9 protein-coding genes are annotated in these 11,769 nt (G+C 71.5%); 2 read left to right on the forward strand and 7 right to left on the reverse strand.

Features of this window, described 5'->3' with window-relative positions:
• Positions 1 to 32 precede the first annotated feature (32 nt).
• The 4 genes from N801_RS17690 to N801_RS20440 form a co-directional block, all read right to left on the reverse strand.
• The gene (locus N801_RS17690; protein WP_035940594.1) at positions 33 to 1,031 is read right to left on the reverse strand and encodes an LLM class flavin-dependent oxidoreductase; all 999 of its coding nucleotides are present in this window, start codon (positions 1,029 to 1,031) and stop codon (positions 33 to 35) included.
• Positions 1,028 to 2,461: a dicarboxylate/amino acid:cation symporter gene (locus N801_RS17695; RefSeq protein ID WP_052113275.1), complete on the reverse strand. Its 1,434-nt coding sequence runs from the start codon at positions 2,459 to 2,461 to the stop codon at positions 1,028 to 1,030. Before N801_RS17695 ends, N801_RS17690 begins: the two co-directional genes overlap by 4 nt.
• 160 nt (positions 2,462 to 2,621) lie before the next feature.
• Complete coding sequence (locus N801_RS17700; protein ID WP_052113276.1) at positions 2,622 to 3,854, reverse strand: alpha/beta hydrolase family protein; 1,233 nt, start codon at positions 3,852 to 3,854, stop codon at positions 2,622 to 2,624.
• Positions 3,847 to 5,988, reverse strand: a complete 2,142-nt coding sequence (locus N801_RS20440; RefSeq protein WP_084109219.1) for an ATP-dependent DNA ligase — start codon at positions 5,986 to 5,988, stop codon at positions 3,847 to 3,849. Before N801_RS20440 ends, N801_RS17700 begins: the two co-directional genes overlap by 8 nt.
• A 196-nt stretch (positions 5,989 to 6,184) precedes the next feature.
• Here N801_RS20440 and N801_RS17710 point away from each other — a divergent pair, with 196 nt between their 5' ends.
• Positions 6,185 to 8,599 (forward strand): ExeM/NucH family extracellular endonuclease, encoded by a 2,415-nt coding sequence (locus N801_RS17710; protein WP_052113277.1) that lies wholly within the window; start codon positions 6,185 to 6,187, stop codon positions 8,597 to 8,599.
• A 69-nt stretch (positions 8,600 to 8,668) separates the two neighbouring features.
• Positions 8,669 to 9,100, forward strand: a complete 432-nt coding sequence (msrB, locus tag N801_RS17715) for a peptide-methionine (R)-S-oxide reductase MsrB (protein ID WP_035940595.1) — start codon at positions 8,669 to 8,671, stop codon at positions 9,098 to 9,100.
• A 116-nt stretch (positions 9,101 to 9,216) separates the two neighbouring features.
• Here msrB and N801_RS19975 read toward each other — a convergent pair whose 3' ends face one another.
• The 3 genes from N801_RS19975 to N801_RS17730 form a co-directional block, all read right to left on the reverse strand.
• Positions 9,217 to 10,128: a type IV toxin-antitoxin system AbiEi family antitoxin domain-containing protein gene (locus N801_RS19975; RefSeq protein ID WP_052113278.1), complete on the reverse strand. Its 912-nt coding sequence runs from the start codon at positions 10,126 to 10,128 to the stop codon at positions 9,217 to 9,219.
• Between the two features lie 207 nt (positions 10,129 to 10,335).
• Positions 10,336 to 11,064 carry a hydrogen peroxide-dependent heme synthase gene (gene hemQ / locus N801_RS17725; protein WP_035940596.1) on the reverse strand — a complete coding sequence of 243 codons (729 nt, stop codon included), beginning with the start codon at positions 11,062 to 11,064 and terminating at the stop codon, positions 10,336 to 10,338.
• A 4-nt stretch (positions 11,065 to 11,068) separates the two neighbouring features.
• Positions 11,069 to 11,769, reverse strand: a 701-nt coding sequence (locus N801_RS17730; protein ID WP_035940602.1) for a protoporphyrinogen/coproporphyrinogen oxidase, incomplete at its 5' end; no start/stop codon positions are given.

Genomic DNA, 11,769 nt, shown 5'->3' on the forward strand with positions numbered 1-11,769 from the left:
GTGGGGTGGGGGCCGGGCGGTGGGGGCAGGGGTCAGTCGGAGGAGGCGAGGAGCTCCAGGGCGCGGAGCCGGTCGTCGAGGGCGGTGGCCGCGTTGGTGACCATGACCTCGTCGGCGCGTGCGTGCTCCGCGAACCGTCCGAGGTAGTCCCGCACGGTCGTGAGGTCGCCCACGGCCGAGTAGGTCATCATGTGCCGTGCCTGCGCGGCGACGGGTGAGTCCATGAGCCCGTCGACGGCCGCGTCGTCGAGCCGGCCGGCATACGCGGGGACACGCGAGGCGAGCGAACGCACCCGGGAGCGGAGCACGGAGGCGGCCATCGCCTCGGCGTGCTCCTGCTCGTCGGCGACGACGACGTTGACCGCCGCGATGACGTAGGGCTCGGTCAGCTGGACCGAGGGGCGGAAGTCGCGCCGGTAGACCTCGACGGCCTGCTGCAGCGCGTCCGGTGCGAAGTGGCTCGCGAACGCGTACGGCAGGCCGAGCGCCGCCGCGAGCTGGGCGCCGAAGAGCGAGCTGCCGAGGATGTAGAGCGGCACCTTGGTCCCGCGCCCGGGGATGGCCTGGATCGTCGGCACGAGGCTCTCGTCGGAGAGGTAGCCCTGCAGCTCGAGCACGTCGTCGGGGAAGCGCTCGGAGGCGCGCGGGTCGACGCGCAGGGCGCGCGTGGTCACCTGGTCGCTGCCCGGCGCCCGCCCGAGGCCGAGGTCGATGCGCCCCGGGTGCAGCTCCGCGAGGGTCCCGAACTGCTCGGCGATGACGAGCGGCGAGTGGTTCGGCAGCATGACGCCACCCGAGCCGACGCGGAGGCGCTCGGTGCGGGCGGCGACGTGCGCGAGGAGGACGGCGGTGGCCGCCGACGCGATCGAGGGCATGTTGTGGTGCTCGGCGAACCACAGCCGTTCGAAGGTGCCGAGCGAGTCGGCCTTCTGCGCCAGCGTCGTGCTGACCTCGAGGGCCTCCCCGATCGGCTGGTCGCGCCCGACGGTGGCGAGGTCGAGGAGCGAGAGCCGGGGTCCCGCGGTGCTCATGCGGGCACCGCCACGCGGTCGCGGTCGCGGACCCGGTCGCCGTCCGTGGACGGGGCGGTCGCCTCGTCCTCCTCGAGCTCGAGACGGGCGTCGGCACCGCCGAAGGTGTTGGCGTCGTAGACGTCCTGGTCGAGCAGCCCGTTGCGCTTGGCGACGATGGTCGGGATGAGGGCCTGACCGGCCACGTTGGTCGCGGTGCGGATCATGTCGATGATCGGGTCGATGGCGAGGAGCAGCCCGACACCCTCCAGGGGCAGACCGAGGGTGGACAGCGTCAGCGTGAGCATGACGACGGCTCCGGTGAGTCCCGCGGTGGCCGCGGACCCGACGATGGAGACGAACGCGATGAGCAGGTAGTCGGTGACGCCGAGGTCGACGCCGAACAGCTGGGCGACGGTGATCGCGGCCAGGGCGGGGTAGATCGCGGCGCAGCCGTCCATCTTGGTCGTCGCGCCGATCGGCACGGCGAACGAGGCGTAGTCACGTGAGACGCCGAGGTTGTGGGTGACGACGCGCTGGGTCAGCGGGAGCGTGCCGATCGAGCTGCGGGAGACGAAGGCGAACTGGATCGCGGGCCAGGCGCCGGCGAAGAACTTCACCGGGTTGAGGCCGTTGGCGCGGGCGACGACCGGGTAGATGACGAGCAGCACGATGGCGCAGCCGAGGTAGACGTCGGCGGTGAAGATCGCGAGCGGACCGAGGAGGTCCCAGCCGTAGTTCGCCACGGCCGAGCCGATGAGGGCCGCGGTGCCGAGCGGCGACAGCCTGATGACCCACCACACGAGCTTGCTGAAGACCTCGAGGGCGCTGCGGGTGAGGTTGACGAACGGCTCGGCCTTGGCGCCCACGGAGAGGCACGCCGCGCCGATCGCGATGCCGAGGATGACGAGCTGGAGGATGTTGAACGACGGGCTGGAGCTCAGGGCTCCCCCGTCCTCGGCGGACGTCGAGACCTCGAGGCCGAGGACGTTGCCCGGCACGATCGAGGTGAGGAAGTCGAGCCAGCTGCCGGTGCTGCTCGGGGCCTTGCCGGCCGCGGTGTCGAGGGTGGCGTTGCCACCGGGGTTGGTGACCAGGCCGAGGGTGATGCCGACGACGACCGAGGCGGCGGCGGTGACCGCGAACCACACGAGGGTCTCGACGGCGAGCCGGGCGGCGTTGGTGACCTGCCGGAGGTTCGCGATCGAGACGATGATCGCGGTGAGCACGAGCGGGACGACGATGACCTTGAGCAGCTTGACGAAGATCCCGCCGACGGTCTTGAGGGTCTCGGCGAGCCACGCCTGGTCGAACTGGCGAGCGACGAAGCCGAGCACGACGCCGAGGACGAGGCCGATGAAGACCTGCGCCCAGAACGGCACGCCCGGTCGACGCGATCGGCGGGTGGTGGGCGACGCGGGCGTGACGGCGTCAGTGGTGCTGGCGGGCATGGGAGAGCTCCTGGGTCAGGGGTGGGGCGGACGGGACGGACGCGGTGAGGACCGTCAACGGTCGCTGGCGTCGAGCCTCAGGTCCACGTGCAGCCGTCGCCACAGGGCGGGGGTCGGCTTGAGGATGCTCACGAGGGCGCCAACCGTCCCCGCGCGGGGGCTATTCCCCGGACGCGTCCCCGGACGGGCTCTGAGCCACGTCCTCGGCCACGTTCCCGGCCACGTCCTCGGTCACGAAGTCACGCACGAGCCGCTCCCACCGCTCGGGCTCGGTGTTCCACTCCTTGCAGTGCCGTGCCACGCGCCACTCCTCGTAGGTCACGAGGTCGGGTCGGTGCTGCGCGAGCTGTCGCGACGGCCCGACCGGGACGAACTCGTCGTCGGCGGAGTGGATGAGCAGGACGGGATGGGTGAGCTCGTCGGCGCGGCGCACCCAGTCGGTGCGGGCGACGTCGACGGACTCGTGGACACCGACGAGGCGCTTCCCCCAGCGCCGGCCCATCATCGAGCGCGAGAGCGACCCGACGCCACGGGGCACGCGGTGCAGCCGGGCGTGGTGGGCGAGCACGTCGCCCCAGTCGATGACCGGGCCGTCGAGCACGACCCGGGACACGACGACGGCCCACGGCGACCGGTCGAGGAACTGGAGCACGATCGCGCCACCCATGGACCAGCCGACGAGCAGGACCTCCTCGGCCCCGCAGCGGACGGCGTGCTCGACGGCGGCCTCGATGTCGCGCCACTCCGAGAGTCCGAGGTTGTAGCGGCCGTCGGGCCCGGCCGGGACGTCCTCGTCGTTGCGGTAGGTCGGCACGAGCGAGGTCCACCCTGCGGCGTGCAGCACCGGCAGCGCGCGCAGGGTCTCCTGCCGCTGGGCGCCTCGGCCGTGCACGAGCACGGCCCAGCGGGACCCGGTGCCGCCCTCCGCCGGGACGAGCCAGGCCGGCATCGGGCCGAGCTCGCCGTCGACGTGGACGTGCTCACTGCGCAGCCCGAGCGCCGTGTCGGGGGTGCCGGCGTAGTAGTAGCCGTCGAAGCGGGCCCCGCCGGGGCGCAGCTCGCCGGCGTCGACGCCGAGCACCTCGCGCTCGACCGTGTCCTCGGCCACGTCGGTGTCGACGAGGTCGCCGAGACGCGCGTGGCCGCGGCCGCCGTCGAGCCACAGGCCGTAGCGTCCCGGCACCACGGTCTCCGCGGTCGCCGACAGCACGACGCGACCGGGGGGGACGTCGAGGATCTCGACGTCGTCGGGCCGGTTGCGTTCGGGGGTGAGCACCCGGCGCGCGAAGTATGCCGCGGCGGCGAGCGAGCCCGCGGCGCTCGCGATCGTCGTGGTCGCCCCCACCGCGGCGGCGGCGAGCGAGGCCCGGCGCAGGCCGGACATCTCAGGCATCGAGCACGTCGGCGAGGTCGTAGGAGACCGGCTCCTCCAGCTGGGAGTAGGTGCAGGACTCCGGCTCGCGGTCGGGGCGCCAGCGCACGAACTGGGCGGTGTGGCGGAAGCGCACGCCCTCCATGTGGTCGTAGCGCACCTCGACGACGCGCTCGGGCCGCAGCGGCGTGAACGAGAGGTCCTTGCCGACCGCCCACCTGGACCCGGCGGCGTTCTGCGGGGTGCGCGTGCCCTCCTCCTGCTTCGCCCAGGCCCAGGGGTGGTCGTCGAAGTCGGTGACGAGCGGCTGGAGCTCCTCGAAGAGCTCCTTGCGCCGGGCCATCGGGAACGCGCCGATGACGCCGACGCTGGCCAGGGTGCCCTCGTCGTCGAAGAGCCCCAGCAGCAGCGAGCCGATGACGTCGTCGCCGCTCTTGTGGGTGCGGTAGCCCGCCACCACGCAGTCGGCGGTCCGCTCGTGCTTGAGCTTGTGCATCGTGCGCTTGTCCGGCTCGTAGGTGCCCTCGAGCGGCTTGACCATGAGGCCGTCGAGCCCGGCGCCCTCGAACTGCTCGAACCACTCCTGCGCCTGCGCCACCTCACGCGTCGCCGGGGTGAGGTGGATGGGTGCGGCGACGTCGGCGAAGGCCCTCTCGAGCTCGGTCCGGCGGACCGCGAACGGCTCACCCATGAGGTCGCGCTCACCCAGGGCGAGGAGGTCGAAGGCCACGAAGCTCGCGGGCGTCTCCGCCGCGAGCTTCTTGACCCGGCTGGCGGCCGGGTGGATCCGCTGCTGCAGCAGGTCGAAGTCGAGCCGGTCCTCGCCGGGCCGGATGACGATGATCTCGCCGTCGACGACGCACTTGTCGGGGAAGTTCGCGAGGACGGCCTCGACGACGTCCGGGAAGTATCGGGTCATGGGCTTCTCGTTGCGACTGCCGATCTCCACCTGGTCGCCGGAGCGGTAGATGATCGAGCGGAACCCGTCCCACTTCGGCTCGTAGCTGACCTCGCCCTCGACGAGCTTCTTGCTCGGCTTGGCGAGCATGGGCGAGATCGGCGGCACGACCGGCATGCCCCACTGCTGACGCAGCTCCTCGTCGCGCTCGGCCTTGGGCCGCATGTAGTCCTCGTCCGCGCGGTCCGTGCGCCGCTTGCTCGGCTGCACGCGCGGGGGCTCGCCGGGCATCTTCGGGTAGTCCGGGGGGAAGTTGAGCTCGCCGAGCCCTCGCTCGACGTCGGCGTCCCACAGGGCCAGCGCCGGCAGGACGTCGCCGACGGCGTCGCCCATGCCCTCCCAGGCGTCCCCCCGGTCGGCGACGATCTCGGGCACGGTGAGGACGGTGAAGTCGCCCGGGGCGACCGTCACGAGCTCCTCCCACGACACCGGCATCGACACGGGGGCACCGGGCAGGGGCCGGGGGCTGTACGCCGAGGCGATGGTGCGGTCACGACAGGCCTGGTTGAAGTCGACGAACACGCGCTCGCCGCGTTCCTCCTTCCACCACGACGTCGTGACGAGGTCGGGCAGGCGCCGCTCCAGCTCGCGGGCGATGCCGATGACCCCGTGGCGCACGTCGAGGAACTCGTGGCTGGGTGCGACCCTGGCGAAGACGTGGACCCCGCGGTTCCCGGACGTCTTGGCCCACGCGGTGAGGCCGAGCTCCGCCATGAGCTCACGCAGCGCGACCGCCGCCTCGACGGCGTCGGTGAAGGTGCGCCCGGGCTGGGGGTCGAGGTCGATCCGCAGCTCGTCGGGGTTGTCGTTGTCGGCCGTCCGCACCGGCCACGGGTGGAAGGTGATGGTGTTCATCTGGACGGCCCACACGGCAGCGGCCACCTCGTCGACGACGAGCTGGTCGTGGCGCCGGCCGGAGGGGTAGCGGCACGGCACGGTGCGGATCCACGCGGGCATGCCCTTGGGTGGGTTCTTCTGGTAGAACTCCTCGCCGTCGATGCCGTCGGGGAATCGCTGCAGGGTGACCGGACGGTCCCCGATCACCCGCACCAGCGGGTCTCCGACGGAGAGGACGTATGCCGCGAGGTCACCCTTGGTGATCCCGTCGCCGGGCCACATGAGCCGGTCCGGGCTGGACAGCCGGACCTCGCGTGGCCCGTCCGGTCCGTCGATCTCCATCGTCGTCGCACCCGTCATGGCCACACCCTAGTGACGCACCACGACACCCGAGCCGATGTCGCGTTCCGGCGCCTCCCACCCGAACGGCTCGATCCCGACGGCGCCCCGCGCGGGTTCCCAGAGTTTGCCGAACGCTTACCCGCCGGACTACAGACAAAAGTGTGCGAACGGCATACGGTCTGGGAGTTCACTCCCTGACCTCGAAGGACTCCCTATGTCCGCATTCTCCCGTCGGACGTGCGCCGCCCTCGCCGTGCCGCTCGTCGCCCTGCCGCTCGCCGGGGCCACCGCCCTGTTCGCGGCCGCTCCCGCCAGCGCCGTGTCCACCACCGTCGTCATCTCCGAGGTCTACGGAGGAGGCGGCAACGCCGGCGCTCCCTTCCAGAACGACTTCATCGAGCTGGGCAACCGCGGCTCCGTAGCGCTCAGCCTCGCGGGCTGGAAGGTCGAGTACTTCTCCGCCGCAGGAAACAGTGGCGGCTCGACCACGCTGTCCGGCAGCCTGGCTGCCGGCAAGACGTACCTCGTCAAGCAGGGCGGTGGTGCGGGCAACGGTGCGGTCCTGCCCGAGCCCGACGCTGCGGGCAACATCCTCATGAGCGCGACCAACGGCCGGGTTGACCTGTTCGACGCGAGCGGCACGCTCGTCGACCGCATCGGCTTCGGCACCGCAAACCTCTTCGAGGGCACGGCGACGCGCGCGCTGTCCAACTCGACGGCGGCAGCCCGCAACGTGACCTTCGTCGACACCGACAACAACGCCGCCGACTTCACCGTCGGCACACCGACGCCCCAGGCATCCGGGGGCAGCGGCGGGACCGACCCCGATCCCACGCCCACCGTCACCAAGGCCACGATCGCCGAGATCCAGGGCACCGGCTCCACCTCCCCGATGGTGGGCAAGCAGGTCGAGACCACCGGCGTGGTCACGGCCGTGTACCCGACCGGCGGCTTCAACGGGGCCTACCTGCAGACGCCTGGCACGGGTGGTGGCACCGACCCCACGCCCGGTGCCTCGGACGGCCTCTTCGTCTTCCGCGCCGCGGACGTCCAGATCGGCCAGTGCTACACGGTCACCGCGACCGTCTCCGAGTTCGGCACGCAGACCCAGCTGGGGGACGCGACCCTGACGGCAGCCAGCGACTGCGCCGCCGTGACGCCGACGCCGTTGGAGACCGTGCCGGAGACGGACGCGGCCAAGGAGCAGTACGAGGGCATGCTCGTCCAGCCCCGGGGCACGTACACGATCACGAACAACTACGCGCTGAACCAGTACGGCCAGGTCGGTCTCGCGGTCGGTGACGAGCCGCTCTACACGGCGACCGACGTGGTGCTCCCGGGAGCTGCTGCGACGGCATACGAGGCTGAGAACAAGAGGAAGTACATCACCCTCGACGACGGCTCCAGCTGGAACTACATGTCGAACCGGACCGCCCAGGCCTCGGCGCTGCCCTACCTCTCGCAGGAGGAGCCGATGCGCACCGGGTCGCAGGTGAGCTTCGCCAAGCCGGTCATCCTCGACTACCGGTTCCAGTGGAACTACCAGCCCACCGGGCAGGTCGTCGGCTCGACCGACTCCGACGACCCGGTGACCACCGAGAACGACCGCGAGCTCACTGCCCCGGCCGTCGGCGGCAACCTCAAGCTCGCGACCTTCAACGTCCTCAACTACTTCCCCGACCTGGGCGCGACCGAGGACACCTACAAGAACTGCCCGTACTACGCCGACCGCGACGGCGTCCCGGTCACGACGAACTTCTGCGAGGTCCGCGGCGCGTGGACCGCGGAGGCGTTCAAGGACCAGGAGACCAAGATCGTCACGGCGATCAAGGGTCTCGGCGCCGACGTCATCTCCCTCGAGGAGATCGAGAACTCCGCTGCGATCTCCTACCTTCCGGGCCAGCCGCGGGACAAGGCCCTCGCCACGCTCGTCACGGCCCTCAACGCCGGCGGCGGCCAGTGGGCCTACGTCGCGTCGCCGACCGTGACGCCGAGCAACGAGGACGTCATCCGCACGGCGTTCATCTACCGCGCGGACCGGGTCATGCCGCTCGAGGCCTCGCAGATCCTGCTCGACGGGGCGTTCGCCAACGCGCGCTACCCCCTCGCGCAGAAGTTCAAGGCCCTCAACGCGGGCAGCCCGTTCGTCGTCATCGCCAACCACTTCAAGTCCAAGGGCTCGGGCGCGGACGACGGCACCGGCCAGGGCAACGCCAACCCCTCGCGCGTGGCCCAGGCCAAGGCGCTGACGACGTGGGCGAACACGCAGTTCGCCGACGAGGCGGTCTTCCTCGTGGGTGACTTCAACGCCTACTCCATGGAGGACCCGATCCGCATCATCGAGGCGGCCGGCTACACCAACCTCGCGAAGGCGTTCGACGAGGGCTCGGCGAGCTACCAGTTCGACGGGCGCCTCGGCTCCCTCGACCACGGGTTCGCCAACGCCAAGGCGCTGAAGATGGTCACCGGCGCCGGTGTCTGGGACATCAACGGTGACGAGTCGGTCGCGATGCAGTACTCGCGTCGCAACTACAACGTCACGGACTTCTTCGCCGCGACGCCGTTCTCGTCCTCCGACCACGACCCGCTGCTCATCGGGCTCTCGGTCGAGGGTCGCGGACCGCGCTGACGCCGTCCTGACGCATGACCCTCGAGGCCCCCGGGAACGATCCCGGGGGCCTCGTGGTTACCTCTTGTCATGGAGCCCACGAACCGCACGTATGCCGTCACCAAGTCCGACGAGGAGTGGCGCGCCGAGCTGAGCCCGGAGGAGTACGCCGTCCTGCGCGAGGCCGGCACCGAGCGCCCCTACGCCGGTGAGTACACCGACACCAAGACCGAGGGCGTCTACTCGTGCCGCGCCTGCGGGGCCGAGCTGTTCACGTCGACGACGAAGTTCGACAGCCACTGCGGCTGGCCGTCCTTCTACAGCCCGCTGGCCGGCGACTCGGTCGAGCTGCTCGAGGACTCGTCCCTCCCGGGCCGTCCCCGCACCGAGGTCCGCTGCGCGTCCTGCGGCAGCCACCTCGGCCACGTCTTCGAGGGTGAGGGCTACGAGACGCCGACCGACCAGCGGTTCTGCATGAACAGCATCGCGATGACCCTCCGCCCGGGCTCCCCCGACGCCTGACCCGAGGACCGTTTCCCGCCGTCCCCGTTAAACGGTTCCGGAGCAAGGGTTCCGTTCCCTTGCCCCGGAACCGTTTGCCTTGCCCGCAGCCCGCAGGCCGCAGCCGCACCCCGGTGTCAGGCGCTGACCGCGGGCATCGCCCGCCGCACCTTGGCGGAGGCCTTGCCCGGCGTCTCGAGGTCCGACCACGTGACCCGCACGACGATCTTGCCCGCGGCGCGCATGTCGTCCTCGCGTCGCTTCTCCCGCCACAGCACCTGAGGGTCCCCGTCGGCGTACTTCATCTTCCCGTCGACCTCGATGAGCACGTTGGTCCCCTCGACGCCGAAGTCGGCTCGCCCGATGACCGACCCGTCCCAGTCCCGGACGAGGACCTGCGAGACGACGCGTATGCCGTGTGAGTGGAACTCGACGCGCGCTCGGCTCTCTGCCACGGACTCGGCCTTGGCGTCGACGTGCGTCATCATCGCCCGCGGACGGTGCGACCGCGCCCACGTCGCGACGGCGTCGACAGCCGCCTGCAGCTCGTCCATCGACACCAGCCCACGGTGGAGCGCCGCGTCCGCGGACACGACACCCTGGACGATCCCGTGGTCCATGCACAGCTGCACCAACGCCTCGGCCAGCGGAACCGTCGGTCCCCACGGTCCGTCGACGGCTGTGCCACGCAGGGGCCGAACGCGGTAGGGCTTCGTTCCCGCCTGTCGCTCGATCGGCCGAAGCAGGTCCGGTCGGTCGAGTCGGCAGCCCCAGACCGGGAGACCGTGGGCCAGGACGGCGGTGACCCCGGTGAGCACCACGTCCGGGTAGAGCAGCTGGGCCCCGGCAGCCAGGTGGCGCTGCCACGGAACCGCCTCGGTGTCGACCAGGGCGGACACGGCATACAGCCCTCGCGCCGGATGGCGCACGGAACCGGAGCGGACCGCCTCGCACAGACCCTTGCGTCCGACCCCGAGGTCGGCGGCCTGCTTCGTCGTGAACATGCCGTGCTGGCCACCAGCGATGCGAACGAGGTCGTCGAGGTACATGCCAGCAATCTCGGGGCACGACCAGGGCCGCCGGAACCCCACCAGGAGCCACCTGTGGACGCCCGGGCAGGGACGACGGGGCTGTGGACAGCCCGGGGCGCCTCAGCCGCTGGCCACTGAGCAAGGGCAACGGTTCCAGAGCAACGGAACAGTCCCCTTGCCCCGGCACCGTTTTCCGGGGACGGCGGGTAAGGGGTGGCGGGTGGGTCAGCGCTGGCGGGCGACGAGGTCGGCGACGGCGACGCGCGGGCCGGTGAAGAACGGCACCTCCTCGCGCACGTGCAGCCGCGCCCGGGAGGGCCGTAGCTCACGCATGAGGTCGACGATCCGATGCAGCTCGTCGGCCTCGAACGCGAGGATCCACTCGTAGTCGCCGAGCGCGAACGACGAGATGGTGTTGGCGCGCACGTCGGGGAACTCCCGCGCCATCTGGCCGTGCTCGCGCAGCATGTCGCGGCGCTCGGCGTCCTCGAGGAGGTACCACTCGTAGGACCGCACGAACGGGTAGACGCAGACGTAGTCGCGGGGCTCCTCGCCGGCGAGGAACGCCGGGACGTGGCTCTTGTTGAACTCCGCCGGCCGGTGCAGGGCGGCGTTGGACCACACCGAGGACAGGTGCCCGCCGAACTCGGTGCGCAGCAGCCGGTGGTACGCGTCCTGGAGGTCCTCGATCCGCTCGGCGTGCCACCACACCATGAGGTCGGCGTCCCCGCGCAGCCCGGCCACGTCGTAGAAGCCGCGCACGACGACGTCGCGGGACTCGAGCTCGGCGACGAGCGCCTCCACCTCGGCCGTCATCACGGCGCGGTCGTCCTTGCCGAGGGGCTCGGTCACCTCGAACACCGACCACATCGTGTAGCGGATCGTCTCGTTGATCTCGCGCATCTGCGCAGGAGTGGGCTTGCTCGGGGCGGGACGACCGGTGGGGGTGCTCATGCGGTCATTCTCCCGCCCGCGCCGCGACCGCCGTCAGGTGGGTCGTGGTCGCCTCCGCCGCAGCATGTGCCGACGCGATGACCGCCGGGATCCCGATGCCCTGGTATGCCGCACCGGCCACCTCGAGGCCGGGCACCGTCGCGAGGGCGCGAGTCACCCGCGCCACGCGCTCGTGGTGACCGACGGTGTACTGGGGCAGCCCGCCGCCCCAGCGCTGGACGTGGCTGTCCAGCACGGTGAGCGGCGCGGCGCCGACCGCCTCGGTGATCTCCCGGGTCGCCAGCCCGACCAGCTCGGAGTCGTCGCGCTGCAGCGACGCGGTCTCGCCCGCTCGCCCGACCGACGCCCGCACGTATGCCGTGCCGTCGCCTTCGTCGGCCAGCCACCCCCACTTCGCCGTGCTGAAGGTGCTGGCCTTGATGCCCCGGCCGTCGACCGGGGGGACGAGGAAGCCCGAGCCCTCCCAGCCGGCGACCTCCGACCGCGGGACGGCGAGGGTGATGACGGCGACCGACGCCATCTCCACCTCGCCGAGCGCCGCACCGGCGTCCGGGGCGACCGGCGCGAGCAGCCGCGCAGCGGCGGGAGGGGGCACGGCGATGACGACGGCGTCGGCCGTGAGGCGTCGCGGGGCGGTCGTCGGGCCGGTGAGGACCGACCAGCCGTCGGGGGTGCGCTCCAGGCCGCGGACGGTCACGCCGACCT

The organism is Knoellia aerolata DSM 18566 (assembly GCF_000768695.1).
GTDB classification, from domain to species: domain Bacteria; phylum Actinomycetota; class Actinomycetes; order Actinomycetales; family Dermatophilaceae; genus Knoellia; species Knoellia aerolata.

Excerpts from the sequence above, each read along its gene's own strand:
- N801_RS17690 (WP_035940594.1), bottom strand. The coding sequence starts at position 1,031 with ATGAGCACCGCGGGACCCCGGCTCTCGCTCCTCGACCTCGCCACCGTC.
- N801_RS17695 (WP_052113275.1), bottom strand. The coding sequence starts at position 2,461 with ATGCCCGCCAGCACCACTGACGCCGTCACGCCCGCGTCGCCCACCACC.
- N801_RS17700 (WP_052113276.1), bottom strand. The coding sequence starts at position 3,854 with ATGCCTGAGATGTCCGGCCTGCGCCGGGCCTCGCTCGCCGCCGCCGCG.
- N801_RS20440 (WP_084109219.1), bottom strand. The coding sequence starts at position 5,988 with ATGACGGGTGCGACGACGATGGAGATCGACGGACCGGACGGGCCACGC.
- N801_RS17710 (WP_052113277.1), top strand. The coding sequence starts at position 6,185 with ATGTCCGCATTCTCCCGTCGGACGTGCGCCGCCCTCGCCGTGCCGCTC.
- msrB (WP_035940595.1), top strand. The coding sequence starts at position 8,669 with ATGGAGCCCACGAACCGCACGTATGCCGTCACCAAGTCCGACGAGGAG.
- N801_RS19975 (WP_052113278.1), bottom strand. The coding sequence starts at position 10,128 with ATGTACCTCGACGACCTCGTTCGCATCGCTGGTGGCCAGCACGGCATG.
- hemQ (WP_035940596.1), bottom strand. The coding sequence starts at position 11,064 with ATGAGCACCCCCACCGGTCGTCCCGCCCCGAGCAAGCCCACTCCTGCG.